This window comes from Tenacibaculum finnmarkense genomovar ulcerans, assembly GCF_900239495.1.
GTDB lineage: Bacteria > Bacteroidota > Bacteroidia > Flavobacteriales > Flavobacteriaceae > Polaribacter > Polaribacter ulcerans.
Genome location: NZ_OENE01000025.1, coordinates 132594 through 154359, shown reverse-complemented (window position 1 = coordinate 154359; position 21766 = coordinate 132594). Strand labels below are relative to the sequence as shown.

24 protein-coding genes and 2 tRNA genes are annotated in these 21766 nt (G+C 30.9%); 13 read left to right on the top strand and 13 right to left on the bottom strand.

All coding sequences use genetic code 11. The features are described from left to right. Window positions 1–443 precede the first annotated feature (443 nt). The 4 genes from DPIF8902391_RS08835 to DPIF8902391_RS08820 all read left to right on the top strand — a co-directional run bounded on the left by DPIF8902391_RS08835 (window position 444) and on the right by DPIF8902391_RS08820 (window position 1610). Window positions 444–515: transfer RNA gene (locus DPIF8902391_RS08835), tRNA-Glu, on the top strand. A gap of 120 nt (window positions 516–635) precedes the next feature. Then, window positions 636–707, top strand: a tRNA-Glu gene (locus DPIF8902391_RS08830). A gap of 36 nt (window positions 708–743) precedes the next feature. Continuing rightward, the gene (rpsT, locus tag DPIF8902391_RS08825) at window positions 744–995 is read left to right on the top strand and encodes a 30S ribosomal protein S20 (RefSeq protein ID WP_058884204.1); all 252 of its coding nucleotides are present in this window, start codon (window positions 744–746) and stop codon (window positions 993–995) included. A 114-nt stretch (window positions 996–1109) separates the two neighbouring features. Continuing rightward, a complete protein-coding gene (locus tag DPIF8902391_RS08820) occupies window positions 1110–1610 on the top strand; it encodes a hypothetical protein (RefSeq protein ID WP_058884205.1) in 501 nt (166 codons plus the stop codon). On the opposite strand, the gene DPIF8902391_RS08815 is transcribed toward DPIF8902391_RS08820, so the two are convergent. From DPIF8902391_RS08815 to mce, 6 genes are all read right to left on the bottom strand, one after another. Then, window positions 1584–2120 (bottom strand): hypothetical protein, encoded by a 537-nt coding sequence (locus tag DPIF8902391_RS08815; protein ID WP_172505592.1) that lies wholly within the window; start codon window positions 2118–2120, stop codon window positions 1584–1586. The two genes, DPIF8902391_RS08820 and DPIF8902391_RS08815, sit on opposite strands and share 27 nt — an antisense overlap. A gap of 37 nt (window positions 2121–2157) precedes the next feature. Further along, the gene (truB, locus tag DPIF8902391_RS08810; protein ID WP_101915386.1) at window positions 2158–2865 is read right to left on the bottom strand and encodes a tRNA pseudouridine(55) synthase TruB; all 708 of its coding nucleotides are present in this window, start codon (window positions 2863–2865) and stop codon (window positions 2158–2160) included. Window positions 2866–2904: 39 nt separating this feature from the next. Next, window positions 2905–3699 carry an undecaprenyl-diphosphate phosphatase gene (locus tag DPIF8902391_RS08805; RefSeq protein WP_172505591.1) on the bottom strand — a complete coding sequence of 265 codons (795 nt, stop codon included), beginning with the start codon at window positions 3697–3699 and terminating at the stop codon, window positions 2905–2907. A 2-nt stretch (window positions 3700–3701) separates the two neighbouring features. Further along, the gene (locus DPIF8902391_RS08800) at window positions 3702–3944 is read right to left on the bottom strand and encodes a DUF3098 domain-containing protein (protein WP_058884209.1); all 243 of its coding nucleotides are present in this window, start codon (window positions 3942–3944) and stop codon (window positions 3702–3704) included. Window positions 3945–3951: 7 nt separating this feature from the next. Continuing rightward, window positions 3952–4830, bottom strand: coding sequence for a cell division protein FtsX (locus DPIF8902391_RS08795; protein WP_058884210.1), 879 nt, complete (start codon window positions 4828–4830; stop codon window positions 3952–3954). A gap of 62 nt (window positions 4831–4892) precedes the next feature. After that, window positions 4893–5294, bottom strand: a complete 402-nt coding sequence (gene mce / locus DPIF8902391_RS08790; protein ID WP_058884211.1) for a methylmalonyl-CoA epimerase — start codon at window positions 5292–5294, stop codon at window positions 4893–4895. 121 nt (window positions 5295–5415) lie between these two features. Between mce and rbfA the strand changes: the two genes are divergently transcribed. Both rbfA and DPIF8902391_RS08780 read left to right on the top strand, forming a co-directional pair. Further along, window positions 5416–5811 (top strand): 30S ribosome-binding factor RbfA, encoded by a 396-nt coding sequence (gene rbfA, locus DPIF8902391_RS08785; RefSeq protein WP_101902507.1) that lies wholly within the window; start codon window positions 5416–5418, stop codon window positions 5809–5811. A gap of 39 nt (window positions 5812–5850) precedes the next feature. Then, window positions 5851–7053, top strand: a complete 1203-nt coding sequence (locus tag DPIF8902391_RS08780) for an ABC transporter permease (protein ID WP_172505590.1) — start codon at window positions 5851–5853, stop codon at window positions 7051–7053. 68 nt (window positions 7054–7121) lie between these two features. On the opposite strand, the gene DPIF8902391_RS08775 is transcribed toward DPIF8902391_RS08780, so the two are convergent. The 5 genes from DPIF8902391_RS08775 to DPIF8902391_RS08755 all read right to left on the bottom strand — a co-directional run bounded on the left by DPIF8902391_RS08775 (window position 7122) and on the right by DPIF8902391_RS08755 (window position 10737). Next, the gene (locus DPIF8902391_RS08775; RefSeq protein ID WP_172505589.1) at window positions 7122–7532 is read right to left on the bottom strand and encodes a hypothetical protein; all 411 of its coding nucleotides are present in this window, start codon (window positions 7530–7532) and stop codon (window positions 7122–7124) included. A 316-nt stretch (window positions 7533–7848) separates the two neighbouring features. Further along, complete coding sequence (gene dusB / locus DPIF8902391_RS08770) at window positions 7849–8850, bottom strand: tRNA dihydrouridine synthase DusB (protein WP_172505588.1); 1002 nt, start codon at window positions 8848–8850, stop codon at window positions 7849–7851. Window positions 8851–8904: 54 nt separating this feature from the next. Then, window positions 8905–9555, bottom strand: coding sequence for an ATP-binding protein (locus DPIF8902391_RS08765; RefSeq protein ID WP_058884218.1), 651 nt, complete (start codon window positions 9553–9555; stop codon window positions 8905–8907). Between the two features lie 120 nt (window positions 9556–9675). Continuing rightward, complete coding sequence (locus DPIF8902391_RS08760) at window positions 9676–10248, bottom strand: NADPH-dependent FMN reductase (protein ID WP_172505587.1); 573 nt, start codon at window positions 10246–10248, stop codon at window positions 9676–9678. Window positions 10249–10287: 39 nt separating this feature from the next. After that, window positions 10288–10737 (bottom strand): tetratricopeptide repeat protein, encoded by a 450-nt coding sequence (locus DPIF8902391_RS08755; RefSeq protein ID WP_058884220.1) that lies wholly within the window; start codon window positions 10735–10737, stop codon window positions 10288–10290. 186 nt (window positions 10738–10923) lie between these two features. Between DPIF8902391_RS08755 and lepA the strand changes: the two genes are divergently transcribed. Beyond that, entirely contained in the window at window positions 10924–12720 is a 1797-nt protein-coding gene (lepA, locus tag DPIF8902391_RS08750; RefSeq protein ID WP_058884221.1) for a translation elongation factor 4, read from the top strand. A gap of 120 nt (window positions 12721–12840) precedes the next feature. After that, the gene (locus tag DPIF8902391_RS08745) at window positions 12841–13083 is read left to right on the top strand and encodes a CBU_0592 family membrane protein (RefSeq protein WP_101954966.1); all 243 of its coding nucleotides are present in this window, start codon (window positions 12841–12843) and stop codon (window positions 13081–13083) included. A 4-nt stretch (window positions 13084–13087) separates the two neighbouring features. Here the strand turns inward: DPIF8902391_RS08745 and DPIF8902391_RS08740 are convergent, their stop codons facing one another. Then, window positions 13088–13687: a TetR family transcriptional regulator gene (locus DPIF8902391_RS08740; protein ID WP_172505586.1), complete on the bottom strand. Its 600-nt coding sequence runs from the start codon at window positions 13685–13687 to the stop codon at window positions 13088–13090. A 238-nt stretch (window positions 13688–13925) separates the two neighbouring features. On the opposite strand from DPIF8902391_RS08740, the gene DPIF8902391_RS08735 reads away from it, so the two are divergent. After that, window positions 13926–16970, top strand: a complete 3045-nt coding sequence (locus tag DPIF8902391_RS08735; protein ID WP_172505585.1) for a SusC/RagA family TonB-linked outer membrane protein — start codon at window positions 13926–13928, stop codon at window positions 16968–16970. Between the two features lie 12 nt (window positions 16971–16982). Then, complete coding sequence (locus DPIF8902391_RS08730) at window positions 16983–18389, top strand: SusD/RagB family nutrient-binding outer membrane lipoprotein (protein WP_058884225.1); 1407 nt, start codon at window positions 16983–16985, stop codon at window positions 18387–18389. 132 nt (window positions 18390–18521) lie between these two features. On the opposite strand, the gene DPIF8902391_RS08725 is transcribed toward DPIF8902391_RS08730, so the two are convergent. Continuing rightward, window positions 18522–19220 (bottom strand): zinc metallopeptidase, encoded by a 699-nt coding sequence (locus DPIF8902391_RS08725; protein WP_058884226.1) that lies wholly within the window; start codon window positions 19218–19220, stop codon window positions 18522–18524. A gap of 108 nt (window positions 19221–19328) precedes the next feature. Here DPIF8902391_RS08725 and DPIF8902391_RS08720 point away from each other — a divergent pair, with 108 nt between their 5' ends. The 3 genes from DPIF8902391_RS08720 (at window position 19329) to DPIF8902391_RS08710 (ending at window position 21764) form a co-directional block, all read left to right on the top strand. Then, window positions 19329–20369, top strand: coding sequence for an asparaginase (locus DPIF8902391_RS08720; RefSeq protein ID WP_058884227.1), 1041 nt, complete (start codon window positions 19329–19331; stop codon window positions 20367–20369). Window positions 20370–20604: 235 nt separating this feature from the next. Next, entirely contained in the window at window positions 20605–21318 is a 714-nt protein-coding gene (locus DPIF8902391_RS08715) for a MotA/TolQ/ExbB proton channel family protein (protein WP_058884228.1), read from the top strand. 8 nt (window positions 21319–21326) lie between these two features. Continuing rightward, window positions 21327–21764 (top strand): hypothetical protein, encoded by a 438-nt coding sequence (locus DPIF8902391_RS08710; protein WP_058884229.1) that lies wholly within the window; start codon window positions 21327–21329, stop codon window positions 21762–21764. Window positions 21765–21766 lie beyond the last annotated feature (2 nt).

The following is a 21766-nucleotide window of genomic DNA, read 5'->3' as shown; positions in this document are numbered from 1 at the left end:
TAAATTCTCGTCATGCTGAATTTATTTCAGCATCGCATTAACAGGAGAACTATGGCAAATCAGGATGCGACTCCTTATTTTTCTGTGATATTTTTTAAAAAATGAAATTTAAACAAGCTTTCATCAATGTTAAGTCAATATAAATTTATAAAAACAGTCAATTTAATCAGAAATTTATTAGTGTTTTTAATACTCGGAGTAGGAGCAATGTTAGGGTAAAAGAGCTAAAAGTACTTTATGTATTGAAATTGATAAAAAATAATTCATTTTTTTATTTAATTTTAAAATATGTATATTTACTTGTTTGTTAGTCTTTTAAGTGTATTTTTTGATAGTATTTGAAATAATTCGCGTAATTTTTTTAAATAAAAATGACAAAAAGTTTTGCAGGATTGAAAAACAGTTGTATATTTGCACCCGCAATCAGATAAATTGTTTGTCACGGTCCGTTCGTCTAGGGGTTAGGACGCATGGTTTTCATCCATGTAACACGGGTTCGATTCCCGTACGGACTACAATTTAATTGACGTTTTATAAAGATTAGTAATTTTAATAAAACAAAAAATTAATAATAAAATTACCGTAAATGTAAAATAATACTTTATATTTGCACTCGCAATCAGAAAGATTGTTTTGGTCCGTTCGTCTAGGGGTTAGGACGCATGGTTTTCATCCATGTAACACGGGTTCGATTCCCGTACGGACTACAAAGTTTTTTATAAACCTTTAAGAATTTTAGCATAATGGCAAATCACAAGTCAGCAATAAAAAGAATCAGAAGTAATGACGCTAAGCGTTTAAGAAACAAGTATCAGCATAAAACAACACGTAATGCTGTTAGAAGATTAAAGGCATCTGAAGATAAAGCAGAAGCAACTGCAATGTTTTCTACTGTTGTATCTATGTTAGATAAATTAGCAAAGAACAACATTATTCACAAGAATAAAGCAGCAAACTTAAAATCAAAATTAGCTAAACACGTAGCTTCTTTATAAGAATTTAAAGTTTACTTAAAATATTAAAAACGTTTCGATATATCGAAACGTTTTTTTTTGCTTTATACTTTCGTGCTATTTTCTCTATCTTTGCCATTCAGATTAAGAACAATTATGTTAGTAGATTTTAATACATTATCAGAAGAAGCAAAGGTTTGGATTTATCCATGTAACAGAAAGTTTTATCCAAAGGAAATTGACGGATTAAACGAGCAATTAAAAACATTTGTTGAAGGGTGGAAGTTAGACGATGAAAATTTTAAAGCATCCTTTGAGGTACGATACAATCGTTTTATTATTTTTTCAGCTACAGAAGATGCTGAGTTGTTAAATGCCGATATTGATGCACAAGTTGGTTTTATTTTACAGCTACAGGCACAATATGAGGTCGAATTATTAGATAGAATGAATGTGTGTTTTAAACAAGGGGAATACACGCAGTATAAAGAGTTGAAAGACTTTAAGGGCTTGATTAAAAACAAAGCAGTAACCGAAAAAACAATTGTTTTTGATAACTTAATTGAAACAAAACAAGAGTTAGAAAATTACTGGGAAGTGCCAATTTCTGAAAGCTGGTACAGTCGCTTTTTAAAGAAAAGTAAAACCAAGTCCTAAAGAAACACTGTCTAGGTTTCCATTTTTAAAGTTTGCTATTTTTTTTCGATGAAAATCTAAATGTAAAACAGTAAGCCATCTGCTTGAATTGCTAATTTGCATACCTAAACCAAGGGCGTAATAATTGCCGTTTTCAAACTTTTTTGAGGGTCGCCACATTTTACCAAAACTAGCTTGTGTAAAAAAACTATCATCATCATCATTTGCAATGTTATATCGCAAAGTTCCATACATTGGTACTGCGTTTAAACCAAACTTAGGATGATGATCATACCCTAAATTAACAATACCTGCCCAACGGTTATTAAATTGATAGCCAAAACCAGTGCGTATAAAAATAGCGGAAAATTTCAACATATTCTCATTATCATCAGGTTCAAATAACACGTAATTTTCGTTAAGTGCAAAGGTGAAATTTAAGGAGCCTGTAAAAAAAGCATGCTTTTCTTGTGCTTTTAAAGAGGTGTTTATTGTAAGAATAAAGGCAAGTAGTAGTAGTGTTTTTTTCATAGCGTTAAAAAAAATAATTAACGCTATGTAACAAAAACTATTCCACTTCTAAATTTTTTTCTAATGATTTTATAAATTCATCAATACTTACGGCATTATCTACATGAAAATCTCCAATTTTGGTTCTTCTTAATTTTGATAAATGAGCACCTGATTTTAAAGCAGCTCCAAAGTCAAAAGCTAACGAACGAATGTAGGTTCCTTTGCTACAAACAACTCTAAAATCAAGATTATTACCGTCAATTTTGGTGATTTCAAAAACAGGAATGGTAATTTCTCTTGTTTTTATTTCGGTAGTTTCTCCTTTCCTAGCAAGTTCATATAAACGAACACCTTCTTTTTTTATCGCCGAAAAAATAGGTGGTTTCTGCTGAATTACGCCCGTAAATTGCTTGGTGGTTTCGTGAATCAATTCTTCAGTAATATGATCCGTAGAAAAGGTTTCATTTATTTGGGTTTCTAAGTCATAACTAGGCGTTGTTCCCCCTAAAGTAATTGTACCGGTATATTCTTTTATTTGCGCTTGATATTGGTCAATAATTTTGGTTTTTTTACCTGTACAAAGTATTAATAAACCTGTTGCCAACGGATCTAAAGTTCCGGCATGCCCAACTTTTATTTTTTTGATGTTAAAGCGTTGTTTTATGTGCCAACGCAATTTATTTACCACCTGAAAAGACGTCCATTCTAGGGGTTTATCAATTAATAAAACTTGTCCGTTTTGATAATCTTCTACTGTTTTCATACTTGAAAATAACTTGAAATGATTTAAAAATAACTTGAATTAAAAGAATAAAGAATATCCGATAGCGATGAATCCTACAACAGCACAGTAAATTGAAAAATAAGATAATTTACTCTTTTTAACTAAAGCAATCATCCAATTACAGGCAACTAATCCTGAAAGGAAAGCCGCTATAAAACCTGCTGATATCGGTATAATTTCCGAAGATTGAAAATTAATATCTCCACCTAAAAAATCTTTAGCTATTTTTCCAAATATAAGAGGAACTACCATTAAAAATGAAAATCGAGCGGCTTTACTACGGTCAATTCCTAATAAAACCGACGTTGAAATAGTAGCTCCTGAACGAGAAATTCCTGGTAACATAGCAATTGCTTGCGAAATTCCAATAATTAAAGCATTTTTAAAAGAAACCTCTTTATTGGTGTTTTTAGCTTTATCAGCAAATAATAATAATACGGCGGTAACTAATAACATTATTCCTACTAATAATATTTTTCCACCGAAAAAAGCTTCTAATTGTTTTTCAAATGCCAAGCCAATAATTACCGCTGGGAGCATCGAAATTATAATTTTTACTGAAAATTTCATTGGGTCGTTCCATTTAAATTGGAACAATCCGCTGAAAATTTCGGCAACTTCTTTTCTGAATATCACCAAGGTACTTAATGCGGTTGCAAAATGTAAAACAACGGTAAACGTTAAACTTTCTTCAGGTACCGAAGTATCGCCTAAAATAGCTTTTGCCAATTCTAAATGTCCGCTTGACGATACGGGTAAAAATTCGGTAAGCCCTTGAATAATACCAAGGATAATAGCTTCTAATAAATTCATGCTTATTTTTTTGGGTTGGCTAAAATAGCGTAAATTTCAATAGCAAAACCGATAATAACAAGGGTTGGTGCTAATCGAATTCTGCGCCAGCTATAAATTTCTTCGTTAAATACAGTTGGGTCATCGCTTCCGCCACCTGACATTAAAATAAAGCCTAGTGAAATAACTGCTAAACCGATTAACATAATGCTATAATTTAGTTTGCCGAATAAAAATTCTGGTTTTGAAATACTGTCTTTTTCCATGAAAATTTTAGTAATATAAATCGTTTGTTTGTAAGTTTAAAAAACGCTGTGTTGCAAAAAATGTGCTGATACAAGTAATTAAAAATGCCGTAAATAAAACACCGACAGCTAAATAGATTAGCGAAGTGTAATCGGCTAATAAATTTAAGTTAGGAATGTGTTTGTTTATATAATACACCACAAATGCTAATCCGCATAAAGAAATAAAAGCACCTAAAAGCCCTAATTTGATACTTTGGAAAATAAAAGGACGGCGTATAAAACTTTTTGTTGCGCCCACCATTTGCATGGTTTTTATGTTAAATCGTTTCGAATAAATAGATAATCGGATAGAGCTATTGATTAATAAAATAACCATTAATCCAAAGAAACCGCTTAAAACTAACAGCCAAAAACTAATTTGTTTAATGTTTTTTGTTAGCAATTTAACCAAGGGTTTATCGTAATTTATTTCTGCAACAAAATCATTTTTACCAAACTGTTTTTTTATAATATCCATTTTTTCAGGCATTACAAAATCGGCTTTTAAATAAATGTCAATGCCGTTTTTAAGTGGATTATCGCCTAAAAAGGCTAAAAAATCTTCGCCTAAATCTTCTTTGTATATTTTAGCGGCTTTTTCTTTAGATATATAAACCACCTTTTTGCTGTATTTTTCCTTTTCAAGGGTTGCTATAAATTTTTGACGTTGTGTTTTGGTAACTGCATCTTTTAAAAATAGCGTCATGACTACTTTTTCTTTAAAATGATTGGCTACATTGGTTGATTTAAGCAATAGAAGCCCTAAAATCCCCATCATAAAAAGCACCAATGCAATGCTTACTACTACAGAAATGTATGAGGTTTGTAGGCGGCGTTTTTGAAAAGAGTCAAAAGAATTAGACATGCTTGAATAGGTGTTTTAGACTTTGCAAGATACAAATATTTACGATGTTTTAAATGAATGTATTATTCGATTTCTTGACATAATTCAATTAAAACACCATTTGTTGTTTTAGGGTGTAAAAAAGCGACTAATTTATTGTCTGCGCCTTTTTTTGGTGTTTCATTTAATAGGGTAAAACCTTCCTTTTGTAGGCGTTTTATTTCTGATTTTATATCGGCAACTGCAAAAGCAATATGATGAACGCCTTCGCCTTTTTTTGCTATAAATTTAGCAATAGGGCTTTCAGAATTTGTAGCTTCAAGGAGTTCAATTTTATTTTCTCCTGATTTAAAAAAAGAAGTTTTAACGCCTTCACTAGCTACTTCTTCCATTTTATAATGTGGTTTTCCAAAAAGTGAAGCAAATAATTCATTTGATTTTTCTAAATTTTTTACCGCAATACCAATATGTTCTATTTTATCCATAGGGTAAAAATAATAAAATATAAGAAGTTTTTATCGGCTAAAAAAGAGGTGCTTTTAAAGCTTTTATTATTAGTTGAAAAATAAAATTTACACTCCGTAATTTTATCCTTAAATTTGCAGCATGGAAGAAACGAATAGACAACGAAAAATTGCAGGAGTATTGCAATTAGATTTGGTAGATGTGTTACAGCGTGCGGCACAAAATGGAATGAAAGGAGTAATTATATCGGTATCTAAAGTTTCAGTAACTGCCGATTTAGGAGTCGCTAAAATATATTTAAGCGTTTTTCCTTCGGATAAAAGAGATGAAATTGTACAAGGTGTAATTTCTAACACGCCGTTAATTCGTCATGAATTAGCAAAACGTACAAGAAATCAATTAAGAAGAATGCCAGAATTATTATTTTTTGGTGATGATAGTTTAGATTATATTGAAGAAATTGATAAGTCTTTAAAAGGTGATGATGTAGATCCTATTCAAAACCCAGATGTATTGCCACGTCGTCAAAAACGTTAATAAATTTTCTTTACATTGCTAATTAAAATTTATTAAAATTTGAAATTTCCTTTATACATCGCTAAAAGATACCTGTTTTCTAAAACAAGCACCAACGCTATAAATATTATTACATTTATAGCTGTTTTTAGCGTTGTTGTAGGGGCTTTGGCGTTGTTTGTTATTTTATCAGGCTTTTCAGGATTAAGAACTTTTAGTGATTCTTTGTTAAATGCCTCAGATCCTGATATCAAAATAAGTATCGTAAAAGGGAAATCTTTTGAATATTCTGATGATGTTCATCAGAAATTAATAAAAGATACTGAAATAAAGACAATATCAAAAGTAATAGAAGAACGTGTGTTTTTAAAATATAAAGATAAAACACACATTGCTTATATTAAAGGGGTAGATGCTAGTTATAAGGATATTATTCCTGTAGATTCACTATTAACTATTGGTACTTGGGTTGATCCTGAGTTTAAAAATACGGCAGTTATTGGCTACGGAATTTCCTATAAATTGTCGTTAGGAGTTTTAAATTTTGGAGCGCCCTTACAAATTATGGTTCCCAAGCCAGGAAAAGGTTTTGTAAATGCAAATAATGCCTATACTTCTGTTGATACGCAAGTAATAGGAGCGTATTCAGGTTCAGAAGAATTTCAAAATAAATATGTTTTTACTGAATTATCTTTAGCGCAAGAGTTGTTAAATTATACTGAAAATCAAATTTCAGGAATCGAACTAAAATTACAACCAACTGCTAATTTAGATGATTTTCAACAGAAATTACAACAAAAATTAGGTGATAATTTTGAAGTAAAAACCAGAGCGCAATTAAATGCCTTGTATTATAAAGTAATTAATACTGAAAATTTTATTTCGTATTTAATTTTTACCTTAATAATAGCCATTGCCTTATTTAATGTAATCGGTTCTATTATAATGATGATTATTGACAAGCGTCAAAACCTAAAAACACTATATAATTTAGGAGCAAGTATTGATGAAATTAAAAAAATATTTGTGTTACAAGGTTTTTTATTGACTCTTGCAGGAATGTTTGTAGGGCTTGTTTTAGGTGTTTTATTGGTGATAATTCAACAGCGTTACGAACTTTTTATGATTACCCAAAATTTAGCCTATCCAGTAGAGTTTAGATGGTTTAATTTATTAGTTGTTATGCTTACTATTTTAATATTAGGCTATATTTCAGCAAAAATTGCGAGTTCGAGAATTTCGAAAGCTTTTATTGAAAAGTAAATTTTTGTAAATTTATCAGAAGAAATAAAAAATCCTCACTTATTTTGCAATAAGCGAGGATTGGTAGTTTATCTTTTTGAGTTTTTTCTGCTGAGTTTTCTCTGCTGTTTTCTTTCTAATTTTCGTTTTCTTTTAGCAGCTTTTCGTTGCTTTTTTAAATACTTATGATGTGCTTTTACTGTCTTATTATTAATATACCCTGTTGCTTGAACATCGTAGCCAAGAGATTTTAATTTCTCTTGATATTTTTTTAATTTGATTTTATCTTGTTCACATTTTACAAGTTCTTTTTTTGATTTTTCTTGCTTAACTTTTGAACAATCAACTTCTTTCCATTCAATTTTTTTGTCATACTCAAAACATCGTTCGTAGCATATTCCTGGTTTTGCGTTTTGAGGTAAATTAGAATTTTGAGCTTTTACTTGCGTATTGAACGCTAAAAAAGCGAGTAGTGTAACTATAAGTTGCAATTTTTTCATTTTTCTTGTTTTTTTTAGATAGATAAATTTCCTCTAAATTAGTAAATAAAAGATTAAGAACCTATTTAAATTTCATTTGAAAAAAAATATAACAGGAAAATAAGGAATATCATCGGTCAAACTAAATTTATTTTAAGTTCACATCCTAATTTGCTTTAGTTCTCCTGTTGATGCGATGCTGAAATAAATTCAGTATGACGAGAATTTAGTTTTAATTTTTAAACAGGATCCAAATGAAACAAAAAAAATCCTCACATATTTTTAAAATAGGCGAGGATTGGTAGTTTGTTATATCCAAAAAATATAACTTATAGTATTACCTAATATCAGGAATAATCATATTTCCAAATTTTGCTTCTACTTCATCAAGCGCTTTAAAAACATCTTCTGGAGCATCCGAAGTAACCATTTTCATTCTATATTCTTTAAAATGTGGGATTCCTTTAAAGTAATTGGTGTAATGTCTTCGTGTTTCAAAAACCCCTAAAACAGGTCCTTTCCAATCAATTGCCATTTGCAAATGTCTTCGAGCCATTTCCACACGCTGTGCGATGTTTGGCTTTGCTAAATATTCACCTGTTTTAAAATAGTGTTTTATCTCGTTAAAAAACCAAGGATATCCAATAGAAGCTCTACCAATCATACAGCCGTCTAAACCGTATACATCACGCATTCTCATGGCTTTTTCAGGTGTATCAACATCACCATTTCCAAAAACAGGAATGTGCATTCTTGGGTTATTTTTTACTTCTGCAATTGGTGCCCAATTTGCTTCGCCTTTATACATTTGCGCACGAGTTCTTCCGTGGATAGAAATCGCAGCACAGCCGACATCTTGGAGGCGTTCGGCAACTTCTACAATTTTAATAGAATCATCATCCCAACCTAAACGAGTTTTAACCGTTACAGGTAAATTGGTGTGTTTTACCATAGCTTCGGTAAGCGAAACCATTAAATCAATATCTTTTAAAATACCTGCACCAGCTCCTTTAGAAACTACTTTTTTAACAGGACATCCAAAATTGATATCAATAATATCAGGGTTTGATTTTTCAACAATTTCTACAGATTGTAGCATTGAATCTAAATTAGCACCAAATATTTGAATACCAACTGGGCGTTCTTTTTCGTAAATATCTAATTTCATTACACTTTTTGCAGCATCACGAATTAATCCTTCCGAAGAAATAAATTCAGTATAAACCACATCGGCACCATTTTCTTTACACAAAGCTCTAAATGGTGGATCACTCACATCTTCCATCGGCGCTAATAATAGCGGAAAATCAGGAAGTTCTATATTGCCTATTTTTATCAAAATTTTATAGTCGTATTTAATTGTATTTATATGCTATTTAAAAAACGCATTGAATTATTTACCTAATTCTGTTATTTTTTTCTCGTATAAATTTTTACTTTCTGTAACGGCAATATTCAATTCTTGCATAATACCGTCCACTCTTTGTTCAATACTTTTCATCTGCCCGTTGATTGAATCGAACGAATTTAGTGCCGCTGCAACTTCTAGAGCTTTTACAATTTCAACAGCATCAGTATGTAAAAGTCTTAATTTATCGATTGCTTTTGCGGTATTGGCAAGTGTTTTATTGTATTTTGATTTTGCTTTATTGATAGCAGATAAAAGGGTGGTTTTAGTAGCGACATCGCTTAAACTATTGCTTTGCGTTTCCATTGCAGTAAATAAGTTTGCTGCTTTTGCCTTTAAATCTTCAAATTCGTTATTAAGATTGTTTACTTTTCTATTTACTTTTTCCCAATCGCCATAAACACGCGCAAATTCTCTGTCTTCATTTTTTGCATCTTCTAAAGCTAATTTTAAGGCTCCTAATGATTTTAAACCTTTGGTTATTTTTTTATTAGCCGTTTCCTTTTTACTCTCGAAAGTAGAAACTTGTGATTTGAATTTTTCCTTTAAACGGATTAAATCTTCAGGGCTTCTGTTTTTCCAACAAGAAGTTAATACTAATAAGAATCCAGCAAATAGCAGTGTTTTTTTAAACATCGATAAAAAATTTAAAATTTAATTGCTGCAAATATACAATAGAAGAAATAAAAAAATTCGCCATAACAGTTTTTAAGCCGTTACAGCGAATTATTAACAGACACTTCACTTCACTTGACTTTACATAGCTTTATTTTTTTCAACTAAATCACTAAACCTATTGATGTAATCTTGTAAAAAATCCTTGGTTCTTTGTACGTTTATACTGCCGTTTTCATCAAAATAAGTAGGGGAGTTTCCTAAAAAGACTTCAGGCTGTTGAACGCTTGGCATATCAAAATAAGATAACGCCAATCGCAGGTTTTTTTGTGAACTATAACCGCCCATTTTTCCTACCGAATGGCTTATAATGGCATTTGGTTTATTTTTCCAGGCCACATCATTATTAGGTTTTGAGCAAATATCAACTGCATTTTTTAAGCAGGCAGGAATTGTTCTGTTATTTTCGGGGGTTACAAATAAAATTCCATCCGAAGATTTTACGGTATTTCGAAACTCGGTATATTCTTTGGGCGTTGGGAAATCAGTTTCTATTGGGTCGTCATAATCGAAATTATATAAAGGTAAATTTCTAATTTCAACAATGCTTACTTCAAAATTTTCAGGAAACATATTTAATACATTTTTGGCGGTTTTACGAGCGTAAGAGCCTTTGCGTAAACTTCCTACTATAATGCTTATTTTCTTAGTCATTTTTAGCTTTTTTAGTGATTTTTTGTTGATTTTTATAGTTTAAGCCTCGTTTTTTAACAAGTTTTCTTTTAAAACTAACATTAAATGATCTTCTTTGTTTGTGTATTGAATTTCTTCTGAAAAATTAAAATAGTTAACGGTTGCTCTTCGCAATTCTGACTGAATTTCAGGTATAGAATTCTTATTATTTTCTATTAAATGCAATAAATAATACACCGAATTTTTTAATATTTTAATGGCTTGTTTAGGCTTTCCTAACTCTTTATAAGTATTGGCAATATTGTTACACGAAATCATATAAACCTGCATAAAAGGAATACCAACATTATTGCAAGTTTTTGTATTTTTTGTTAAAACTTCGGCTCTATATAAAGCATCCGTATAATAGGTTAAGGCTTCGTTGTAGTTCCCTTTATTAAACAAATCATTTGCATTTTTAGTTTTTATTTTCCAATAGTTCTCGATACGAGTTATACAAGTATTGCTCATTTTAACAGGATATTAAATTATTTTATGGCAAATGTAATTTATTTTTAGATAAGTCTAAAACTTTTTTTAGATAAAGCTAATATTGTTGTTTTTTATACAATAAAACTTTAATGCATAAATTTTTAATTGTACAACGATTTTCAATAAAGTATCTTTGTCAGTCATAAGAGGTTAGATATACGAAGTATGAAGAAAATTAGAAATTTTTGCATTATTGCACATATTGATCACGGTAAAAGCACGCTTGCCGATAGATTATTAGATTATACAGGTGCTGTAACGGAGCGAGAAAAGAAATCACAGTTGTTAGACAGCATGGATTTAGAACGTGAACGTGGTATTACCATAAAGTCGCACGCCATTCAAATGGATTATACTTTTGAAGGTGAAGATTATGTTCTGAATTTAATAGACACGCCAGGTCACGTAGATTTTTCATATGAAGTATCTCGTTCAATTGCCGCTTGTGAAGGCGCGTTGTTAATTGTCGATGCGGCACAAAGTATTCAGGCGCAAACAATTTCTAATTTATATTTAGCTTTAGATAATGACTTGGAAATTATTCCAGTTTTAAATAAAGTTGATTTACCATCGGCAAACCCTGAAGAAGTTACCGATGATATTGTTGATTTATTAGGCTGTGAACCCGAAGATGTAATTCACGCAAGTGGAAAAACAGGTTTTGGGGTTGATAAAATTCTAGAAGCAATTATCGCGAAAGTTCCAGCGCCGTCAGGAAACCCTGATGCGCCTTTAAAAGCCTTAATTTTTGATTCTGTTTACAATTCTTACCGAGGAATTGAAACGTATTTTAGAGTAATTGACGGTTCTATTAAAAAGAATCAGCGTATTCAATTTATGTCAACAGGAACGGAATATAAAGCCGATGAAGTTGGTACTTTAAAGCTAGAACAAGAAGTAAAGCAAGAAGTAAAAACAGGAGACGTAGGGTATTTAATTACAGGGATTAAAGTTGCAAAAGAAGTAAAAGTAGGAGATACAATTACTGATTTTGAAAATCCAACAGAAAGCCTTATTGATGGTTTTGAAGATGTAAAACCAATGGTTTTTGCAGGTATTTATCCTGTGGATACAGAGGATTATGAGGAATTACGTAATTCAATGGAAAAATTACAATTAAATGATGCTTCTTTGGTATTTCAACCAGAAAGTTCAGCAGCATTAGGTTTTGGTTTTCGATGTGGATTCTTAGGAATGTTACACATGGAAATTATCCAAGAACGTTTAGAACGTGAATTTAATATGACAGTAATTACGACTGTTCCCAACGTTTCTTATCACGCATATACCAAGAAAAATCCTACGGAAATTGTATTATTAAACAATCCGACAGATTTACCAGACCCATCAAGATTAGAGAAAGTTGAAGAACCTTTTATTAAAGCATCAATCATTACAAAATCTGACTTTGTTGGGCAAGTAATGTCGCTTTGTATTGAAAAAAGAGGGGAAATTGTAAATCAAACCTATTTAACTACCGAAAGAGTTGAATTAACTTTTGATATGCCTTTAGCGGAAATCGTTTTCGATTTTTACGATCGTTTAAAAACAGTTTCAAAAGGATATGCTTCTTTTGATTATTCGCCAATAGGAATGAGAACATCTAAATTAGTTCGTGTAGATATTCTATTAAACGGTGACCCTGTAGATGCTTTATCTGCTTTATTACACGCAGATAATGCTTATACAATCGGTAAAAAAATTGTAGAAAAATTAAAGCAATTAATTCCTCGTCAACAATTTGATATTCCTATTCAGGCAGCAATTGGAGCTAAAATTATTGCCAGAGAAACTACAAAAGCTTTACGTAAAGATGTAACAGCAAAATGTTATGGTGGTGATATTTCACGTAAGCGTAAGTTATTAGAAAAGCAGAAAAAAGGTAAGAAAAGAATGCGTCAGGTAGGTAATGTTGAAATTCCTCAAGAAGCATTTATGGCTGTTTTAAAATTAAATGATTAAGTTTCTTTTAATAATTGTTTAAAGATTATTTTAAAACTTTTTTATCCAAAGAAAATAAAAGTAACCCTAAAAAAGCACTCATTAGCATATTAATGAGTGCTTTTTTTATAACAATTAAAAATGACATTTTTTACCCTAATAGGCTGGTTAGGAACCATACTTTATATTATATCGTACCTGTTTTTAAGTTTAGAGAAATTATCTTCCCGAAAAAAAACATATCATTTTTTGAATGTTTTAGGTGCTTGCTGTTTAATTGTAAATGCGATGCCAAATAAAGATTACCCCAATATGGTGGTTAATTTTTTCTGGGGATTAATAGCCTTATTTACCATTATAAAAATACATCACCGTGCTAATTAACCTATTATTTGTAAATGATAAATGTGTTAATGTGATTCAAGTAAATTTCTACCTGTTTGTTATAGGTTTCAGAATCGTTTGTTTGAGTTCCTAAATAATAATAGCCACCATCAATCATTGCGAAAATAATTTCAGTTAAGGTATCAATATTATCATTGCTAATAATATGGCGTTCTTTTGCTTGTGTTAATTTTTTGTGTAACGCTAGATGTAATATCTTGTTGAAATTATTAAAATTTTCACGCAACTCTTCATCTCTATAAATTAAAGCGTATAAACTATAAAATACGCCATCATCAATATAATCATTCCATTTTCTTGTAAATAAATTTTTGATAAACGCATTTAAATCATCCTTGTGTTTTATAGAAATGTTTTCTTCGGAATTTATAATTAATAAATATTTCTCTAATATATAATTATTTAATTCTTTAAGTAAGAGGGCTTTATTGTTAAAATAGTGCATTACCAGGCTTTTACTTATTTGTAAATGCTCGGCAAGTTTACCAATAGAAACATTTTCTAAACCAATTTTTTTTGAGAGTTCATAAAAACCAATAATCATTTCTTTTTTACGAATAGTACTCATATTTTTTCTGCCCATAGTTTGTTTTTATATCAAATATAAGAACTAAAAACTAATGATGTTTAGCTAACATTGATAACATTTAAGCCATAATTAAATAATATTCTAGTGTCTTTTTTTTAACTGAACAGATGTTCAGTTTATTTTCATCTACTGTAGTTTTGCATCAGTAATAAATTTAAAAAATATCAATTTTGATTGTTTTTTAAATGATAAACTCCTGTTTTAAGACTTCTAATTAATTAAATACATACTAATGAATAAGATTTTAACATTTTTAATTGTCATGATTTCGTCGGTTATACTAGCGCAGACTGAAATTAAAGGAAAAGTTGTAGATGAATTTGATATGCCTATAACGGGTGCAAATATTATCATCAAAAAAAAGGCAAAAGGAACAAGTACTAATTTTGATGGTGTTTTTACATTAAAAGCTGCTATTAATGATGAATTAGTGGTTTCATTTATGGGGTTTAAAACTCGTTTTATTAGAGTGAAATCAACAAAATTTTTAAAGATAATTTTAAAAGAAGATGCGAATCAATTAGCGGAGGTTATTATTACTTCATTAGGAATAAAAAAAGAGAAAAAAGCCTTAGGATATTCGGCTACAGAACTTAAAGCTGCCGATATAAATATCGTAAAAACCAATAATATAGTCAATAGTTTATCGGGTAAAGTAGCGGGTTTACAGGTTACCGGGGCAAGCACAGGTGTGGCGAGTTCGAGTAGGGTGGTAATACGTGGCGAGAGTTCATTAAATATAAATAGCAATGAACCGTTGTTTATTTTAGATGGAACTCCAGTGAATAACAACATATTTGGGGTAGGAGGTAATGCAACAAATCAACGAGATATGCCTACTGATTACGGTAACGGATTGTCGGAACTTAATGCCGATGATTTTGAAAGTGTAACGGTATTAAAAGGTGCTGCTGCATCGGCTTTATATGGGTCAAGAGCGGCTAATGGAGTTATTGTAATTACGACAAAAAAAGGAAAGAAAAATAACGGAATTGGGGTGGAAATAAATTCATCTACAATGGCATCAACAGCTTTACGATTGCCTGAGTTACAAACAAAATTTGGCGGTGGTTGGGCTGGTAAATATGCTTCTGATTACGGTACAAATTTTGGTCCTGATTTAAATGGAAAAGTTATAGATCAAGAGGTTTCTTTAGGCGAATATGTAAAAAAGCCTTTTAAAAATAGGTATAATTTGAAAGACTTTTTTAAAACAGGTTTTAGCTTTCAAAACTCGATAGCCTTATCAAAATCAACAGATACAGGGAGTTTTTATTTAAGTTATGGAAACGTACATAATACGGGAATTGTACCAAATACTAATTTAAAAGGAAATAATTACAGGTTAAATATGAGTCGTACTATAACCGATAAATGGACGGTTAATGTCAATGCGAATTATATCAATAGAAAATCGGATAATTTAACAGTTTCAGGCTACGGAAGCCAAGGGATTATGTATAATTTATTATGGAATTATATTAATACTGATTTAAAAGATCATAAAAATTATTGGATAGAAAAAGATGTTAAGCAACGCCGTTTATTTTCATGGGGAGACAATCCTTGGTTTATTGTGAATGAAAATATCAATGCTTTTAATAAAACAAGATTGTTAGGAAATATTAGTTCAAATTATCAATTAACAGATAAATTAAGTCTTTTAACACGTATTGGTTTAGATGAGTCAAACGATTTTAGATGGTCGAGAAGGTCAATAGGTTCGCATAGAAACCCGAACGGAATGTACAGAGAACAAAAAATTAAGTTTTCAGAACTCAATGCCGATGCCTTATTAAGTTATTCAAATAATTTTGCTGATTTTACCACAAAAACATCCCTAGGAACAAATACTTTTAAGCAAAAAATAACGGAAGGTTTTATGCAGGGTGATGGCTTGGCAATTCCAGGAATGTACACCGCGCAAAATATCAATGTAAGTGCAGTGAAAAGAAGTAGCTTGTATCAAAAAGAAATTAATAGTGTGTATGCTTTTACGAATATTGGTTTTAAAAAATATTTATATTTAGATTTTTCTGTTCGAAACGATTGGTCGTCAACGCTTCCTAGTAGTAACAATTCTTACTTTTATCCGGCGGCTTCCATGTCTTTTCTTGCTTCGGAAGTGTTTCAAATGCCTAACTTTATAGACTTCTTAAAAGTAAGAGCAAACATTGCCAAAGTAGGTAAAGATACCGATCCTTACAGGTTAAAAACAGCCTATAATTATGGAACTTTAAATGGCACATTAACCAACTCTAGTCAATTACTAAACGCAAATTTAAAACCAGAAACAACGGTTTCTACAGAATTTGGTATAGAGAGTTATTTTTTGAATAAACGCATATCACTTGACGCTACTTATTACAGCGCGACTTCAAAAAATCAAATATTGAATATGAATGTTTCAGGGGCAAACGGATACAATTCAATAGTACAAAATGCAGGAGAAATTAAGAATAATGGTTTTGAAATAGCGTTGGGATTAAAACCTATAAAAACGGCTGATTTTGAATGGGATATTACGGCTAATTTCACTAAAAATAAAAGTGAAGTGGTTAACTTATTAGACAATTTAGATACTTTTATTATTGCAGAAGGACCTGATAATATAACCGTTGAAGCACGTCCTGGTGGTCAAATGGGTGATATTTATGGTGAATCATTTATCAGAAATAAAGCAGGTGAAATAATTTTTGAAAAAGGATTGCCTTTAACAGGAAATAGAAAAAAAGTAGGGAATTACAACCCTGATTGGATGCTAGGCTTAGGAAGTTCAATAAGTTATAAAGGTTTTAATTTATCGGCACAATTTGATATTAGACAGGGTGGCGAAATATATTCATACACCAATGCCGTAGGAAGAGAAAGCGGAATTTTAGCCCTAACAGAATCTTGGAGAGATGGCGTTGTAGGCGATGGTGTTATGAGTGATGGTAATAATGGTTATGTAAAAAACACGGTAAAAGTACCTGCCGAAGCATGGGCATATGCCATTCCAAGAAATAATGCGGAAGCAAATATTTTTGATGCTTCTTATGTAAAATTAAGGCAATTAAGCTTTGGGTATTCTCTTAATAATAAAACAGCAAGCCTGTTAGGTTTGCAAAGTATGTCGTTAAGTGTTGTTGGATCAAATTTATTTTTATGGACAGATGTACCTAATATTGATCCGGAAGCACAGGCATTAAATGGCGGGAGTTTATTACCAGGTTTTGAGGTAACTCAATTGCCATCATCAAAAAGTTATGGATTTAAATTAAATATGAAATTTTAAGAAGACATCATTATGAAAAAAATAATTTACGCAGTCATTTTTGTAGTGCTGAGTGCTTGTACAAACGGTTTTGAAACAATTAACACCAATCCAAATAGCCCTGAAAATGCTAGTGAACAATTACTTTTACCTTCAATAATTTTTGATTTATCAAATCATTTAACGAATGAATCTTATGGTTTTGGAGAGGTAATTTCGCAGTATGGAGCTTATTACGAATTTAATGATTTAGATATTTACAGATGGCAGTCTGACGATCGTTTTTGGTCGCCAATGTATGCTATTTTAGAAGATGTTAAAGATTTAAAACAATTGGCAAAGGAGCATAATAACACGAATTATTTAGCGGTTGGTTTGGTTTTAGAAGCCTATATATTTAGTGTTATTACCGATGCTTATGGTGATGTTCCTTACAGCGAAGCAAATAGGACTAAAGAAGGAATTATAAACCCAAAATACGATGCTCAAAAAGAGATTTATAAAAACTTATTATTAAAGTTATCAGAAGCAAATAAAATAATAAAGTTATCAAAAAATATAACGGGCGATATTTTATATCAAGGCGATATGTTGCGTTGGAAAAAATTTGCAAATTCTTTGCATTTACGAATGTTATTAAGAACAAGTAATGTGCAAAATAATAGTGTTGCTTTTAATCAGATGATAGCAAATCCTGCTAAATATCCAATATTTGAATCAAATGCCGATAATGCAACCTATAATTTTAGTGGTAGTTTACCAGATATATCATCGGTATGTAAACCAGGTGGCGGTAGGGCTTATGATTATTTTAGATTGATTCCAACAACTCATTTAATACGTACAATGCAAGGAGATAATGACCCTCGTATACATGTTTTATTGAGCCCTAAAAAAGATAGTCAAAATTTAACATTAGGGGTTGCACCTGGTCAGGCGTTAGGTGCTATAGGAAGACCCGATGCGTATAGTAGAAAATCAACAGCTTGTTTTGAAAGTGCAACGATGGTTAAAGGAGTTTTACTAAATTATAGTGAACTTAATTTTATTTTAGCTGAAGCAAAAGAAAAAGGACTAATATCAGTAGGTAATGCCGCTGCTTATTATAACAAAGCAGTAAAAGCTAATTTCGATGATTTAAAAGTACAAATGCCTGCTGATTTTTTAACAAATACAGCGGTCTATAATTCAACTTCAGAAATATTATACGAACAAAAATGGCTGTCATTATATCATGTAGGTTTAGAGGCATGGTTTGATTGGAAACGAAGTAAAAAACCTTCTTTTATAAAAGCAGGTTCAGGAAACTTAAATAGCAATTTAGTGCCTGTTCGTTTATTATACCCAAGTTTAGAAAAATCAGTAAATAAAACAAATTATAAAAAAGCATCAAGCGCCATGGGGGGCGATACCATGAATGCTGCTGCTTGGTGGTGGTAAAATTTAATTTCTTTTTTATCCAAAGAAAATTAATTATTAAATCTTCAAAATAAAAATAAACACATAAAAAAGCACTCCTTATATTAAGGAGTGCTTTTTCAGTTTTAATAAATGCTAAAAGTAGCTGTGATATTAATCTCTATTTCCTAAAATTCGCATTCCCCAATATAATAACATAGCTAATGATCCTAAAGCAGCAACTAAATAGGTTCTTGCTGCCCATTTTAACGCATCTTTTGAACCCGCTAATTCTTCACGAGTTACAATGTGTTTATCTTCTAGCCAAGCCAAAGCTCTATTACTTGCATCATATTCAACAGGTAAAGTTACAAAACTAAATAGCGTACCAACTGCCATAAAAATTAACCCTGCAATGGCAATGTAAAAGCCAATTCCTGAGTTACCAGAAGCAGCTCCAAAGGTAATTCCACCAATAACCATCCATTGTGAATACTTAGAAGTAATACTTACCATCGGTACTAATTTTGAACGCATTTGTAAATATTCATAAGCCCTAGCATGTTGTACAGCATGCCCAACTTCGTGTGCTGCAACGGCTGCTGATGCGGCATTTCGTTGGTTATAAACACCTTCACTTAAATTAACCGTCTTGTTTTGAGGGTTGTAATGATCTGTTAACATTCCTGGAGTTGAAATTACTTTTACATCATTAATTCCGTGATCGTTTAACATTTTTTGCGCAATTTCAGCGCCACTCATGCCATTTTTTAAATGAACCTGTGAATATTTCTTAAATTTACGTTTAAGCATACTGCTTACTAACCAGCTACATAGCGAAATAATTCCTATCAGTACATAAAAACCTATCATAAATTATGTTGTTTTAAAAGTTTGTATTGTTTTGTTTGATAAATTTACAACATAAATTATTCCATTATTAAATTTTTTATCAAAAAATCAAAAAAATAAAATACCAAAATGTCAAAAAATCAAAAAAAACCTAAAATTTTAATCGTATATACAGGAGGAACTATTGGTATGGTTAAAGATTATAAAACAGGCGCTTTAAAAGCTTTTGATTTTAGCCAAATATCGAGTAAAATACCTGAATTACAGCAATTACATTGTGAAATGACCACGATTTCATTTGACCAAGCAATTGATTCGTCTAATATGAATGTGAGTTATTATACTGATATTGCGCAAATTATTGCCGATAATTATGATAAATTTGATGGTTTTGTAGTGCTTACGGGTTCTGATACCATGTCATATACATCATCAGCAATTAGTTTTATGTTTGAAAATTTACAAAAACCAGTAATTTTTACAGGTTCGCAATTGCCAATTGGTGATTTACGTACCGATGCAAAGGAAAACTTAATTACCTCGATACAAGTAGCATCAACTTATAAAAACGGAAAACCAGTAATACAAGAAGTTGGGCTATATTTTGAATACAAATTATACCGTGCTAATAGAACCACTAAAATAAATGCCGAACAATTTGAGGCTTTTGCATCAATGAATTATCCGCCTTTAGCAGTAAGTGGCGTGCATTTGAATTTTAATTATCCAGTACTGTTTAAACCTAAAAAAACAGAAAATAAACTTATCTTCAGAAAAAAATTAGATAATAATGTCGCTATTTTAAAATTATTTCCAGGGATAACTGCTGCGGTTGTAAAAAGCTTGATTAATATTCCTGATTTAAAAGGAATTGTTTTAGAAACTTACGGATCGGGAAATGCACCTAGCCAAAAATGGTTCATAAATTTAATTGAAAAAGCAATATCTAAAGGAATTCACATTGTAAATGTAACACAATGTGCCGGTGGAAGTGTTATTTTAGGGCATTATGAAACCAGTTCTGACCTAAAACGCATCGGAATTATTGATGGAAAAGATATCACCACAGAGACTGCTATTGCTAAAATGATGTATTTATTAGGTGAAAAATTATCAAAAGAAGAATTTAAACATTATTTTGAAACATCGTTACGTGGAGAAATTAACTAAATGATATTTTTTTAACTAAATTTATGACGATAACTACCTGAAATAGTTATAGAAACAAAAATGTGTTATAAATAACCTTAATTTTTTTAATGTACCAAGATTTTTTTGTTACTTGGCAGTCTGAAAATTAACTTTATCAAATAATAAAATTAACACTTATTTGTAAAAATTTGAGTTTTTTCTAGTAAAAATTGTATTTTTAACCCATTAACTATTTAAAATTAATTATAACAAAATGAAGAAAGTAGTAAATTTCCTAACTGTTGCAGGATTTATGTTTTTAGGGGCTATTCAGTCAGCAAATGCTCAAGAAGCAGAAAAAACTTTTCACCAAGAGTTAAAACAACGTTTTATTGAAGGAGATCCTCAGTTTATGGGTATCGTATTGGTTGCTTTAATTTTAGGATTAGCAATTGCAATTGAAAGAATTATTTATTTAAACATGGCTACAACCAATACTAAGAAATTAGTAGCAAGTGTAGATGAAGCTTTAAGTTCTGGTGGTGTTGAAGCTGCTAAAGAGGTTTGTAGAAATACAAAAGGACCTGTTGCTTCTATCTTTTACCAAGGATTAGAAAGATCTGACGAAGGTTTAGAGGCTGCTGAAAAAGCGGTAGTAGGGTACGGTGGTGTACAAATGGGATTATTAGAGAAAAATGTTTCTTGGTTATCTTTATTTATTGCATTAGCTCCGATGTTAGGGTTCATGGGTACTGTAATTGGTATGATTGAAGCTTTTGATAAGATCGCAGTAGCAAATGATATTTCTCCAGCCGTAGTAGCAGGTGGTATTAAAATTGCACTTTTAACAACTGTATTTGGTCTTGTAGCAGCAATTATCTTACAAATTTTTTATAATTACATCGTTTCTAAAATTGATAGTATTGTAAATAATATGGAAGATGCTTCAATTTCTTTAATCGACTTATTAGCTAAGTATAAAAAATAATCAATCGTATGAATAATAAAATATTAACATTGCTTGTAGCTTTAATATCACTTATTGGTGTTGGGCTATTTGTAAACGTTGTAATAATAGACAAAGAAAACGTAGAAGCAGTTTCTAACGCAGTGTCTCCTTTAGTAAGTTATTCATATTATTTACTAATTGTAATTGTAATTGTTGCTGTAGTAATTTCATTATTGAGTATGTTTAAAAACCCTGCTGCCTTAAAGAAAACTTTATTAGGTCTTTCTGTTTTAGGTGTAATTTTAGTGGTTTCATATATATTCTCTTCTGATGCTCAGGTATTAGGACCTGATGCAGGAGTATTAGTTCCAGCAGGAAGTATTTCTAAATGGGTAGGAACAGGAATTAGTTTTACCTTGATTTTAGGTGCAATTGCAGGAACATTTTTTGTAGTAGATTTATTAAAAGGAATCGTTAAATCATAAGT

What these genes read in the sequence shown, in the direction of transcription:
- rpsT (WP_058884204.1), top strand. Translation starts at nt 744, where the DNA reads ATGGCAAATCACAAGTCAGCAATAAAAAGAATCAGAAGTAATGACGCT.
- DPIF8902391_RS08820 (WP_058884205.1), top strand. Translation starts at nt 1,110, where the DNA reads ATGTTAGTAGATTTTAATACATTATCAGAAGAAGCAAAGGTTTGGATT.
- DPIF8902391_RS08815 (WP_172505592.1), bottom strand. Translation starts at nt 2,120, where the DNA reads ATGAAAAAAACACTACTACTACTTGCCTTTATTCTTACAATAAACACC.
- truB (WP_101915386.1), bottom strand. Translation starts at nt 2,865, where the DNA reads ATGAAAACAGTAGAAGATTATCAAAACGGACAAGTTTTATTAATTGAT.
- DPIF8902391_RS08805 (WP_172505591.1), bottom strand. Translation starts at nt 3,699, where the DNA reads ATGAATTTATTAGAAGCTATTATCCTTGGTATTATTCAAGGGCTTACC.
- DPIF8902391_RS08800 (WP_058884209.1), bottom strand. Translation starts at nt 3,944, where the DNA reads ATGGAAAAAGACAGTATTTCAAAACCAGAATTTTTATTCGGCAAACTA.
- DPIF8902391_RS08795 (WP_058884210.1), bottom strand. Translation starts at nt 4,830, where the DNA reads ATGTCTAATTCTTTTGACTCTTTTCAAAAACGCCGCCTACAAACCTCA.
- mce (WP_058884211.1), bottom strand. Translation starts at nt 5,294, where the DNA reads ATGGATAAAATAGAACATATTGGTATTGCGGTAAAAAATTTAGAAAAA.
- rbfA (WP_101902507.1), top strand. Translation starts at nt 5,416, where the DNA reads ATGGAAGAAACGAATAGACAACGAAAAATTGCAGGAGTATTGCAATTA.
- DPIF8902391_RS08775 (WP_172505589.1), bottom strand. Translation starts at nt 7,532, where the DNA reads ATGAAAAAATTGCAACTTATAGTTACACTACTCGCTTTTTTAGCGTTC.
- DPIF8902391_RS08765 (WP_058884218.1), bottom strand. Translation starts at nt 9,555, where the DNA reads ATGTTTAAAAAAACACTGCTATTTGCTGGATTCTTATTAGTATTAACT.
- DPIF8902391_RS08760 (WP_172505587.1), bottom strand. Translation starts at nt 10,248, where the DNA reads ATGACTAAGAAAATAAGCATTATAGTAGGAAGTTTACGCAAAGGCTCT.
- DPIF8902391_RS08755 (WP_058884220.1), bottom strand. Translation starts at nt 10,737, where the DNA reads ATGAGCAATACTTGTATAACTCGTATCGAGAACTATTGGAAAATAAAA.
- lepA (WP_058884221.1), top strand. Translation starts at nt 10,924, where the DNA reads ATGAAGAAAATTAGAAATTTTTGCATTATTGCACATATTGATCACGGT.
- DPIF8902391_RS08745 (WP_101954966.1), top strand. Translation starts at nt 12,841, where the DNA reads ATGACATTTTTTACCCTAATAGGCTGGTTAGGAACCATACTTTATATT.
- DPIF8902391_RS08740 (WP_172505586.1), bottom strand. Translation starts at nt 13,687, where the DNA reads ATGGGCAGAAAAAATATGAGTACTATTCGTAAAAAAGAAATGATTATT.
- DPIF8902391_RS08735 (WP_172505585.1), top strand. Translation starts at nt 13,926, where the DNA reads ATGAATAAGATTTTAACATTTTTAATTGTCATGATTTCGTCGGTTATA.
- DPIF8902391_RS08730 (WP_058884225.1), top strand. Translation starts at nt 16,983, where the DNA reads ATGAAAAAAATAATTTACGCAGTCATTTTTGTAGTGCTGAGTGCTTGT.
- DPIF8902391_RS08725 (WP_058884226.1), bottom strand. Translation starts at nt 19,220, where the DNA reads ATGATAGGTTTTTATGTACTGATAGGAATTATTTCGCTATGTAGCTGG.
- DPIF8902391_RS08720 (WP_058884227.1), top strand. Translation starts at nt 19,329, where the DNA reads ATGTCAAAAAATCAAAAAAAACCTAAAATTTTAATCGTATATACAGGA.
- DPIF8902391_RS08715 (WP_058884228.1), top strand. Translation starts at nt 20,605, where the DNA reads ATGAAGAAAGTAGTAAATTTCCTAACTGTTGCAGGATTTATGTTTTTA.
- DPIF8902391_RS08710 (WP_058884229.1), top strand. Translation starts at nt 21,327, where the DNA reads ATGAATAATAAAATATTAACATTGCTTGTAGCTTTAATATCACTTATT.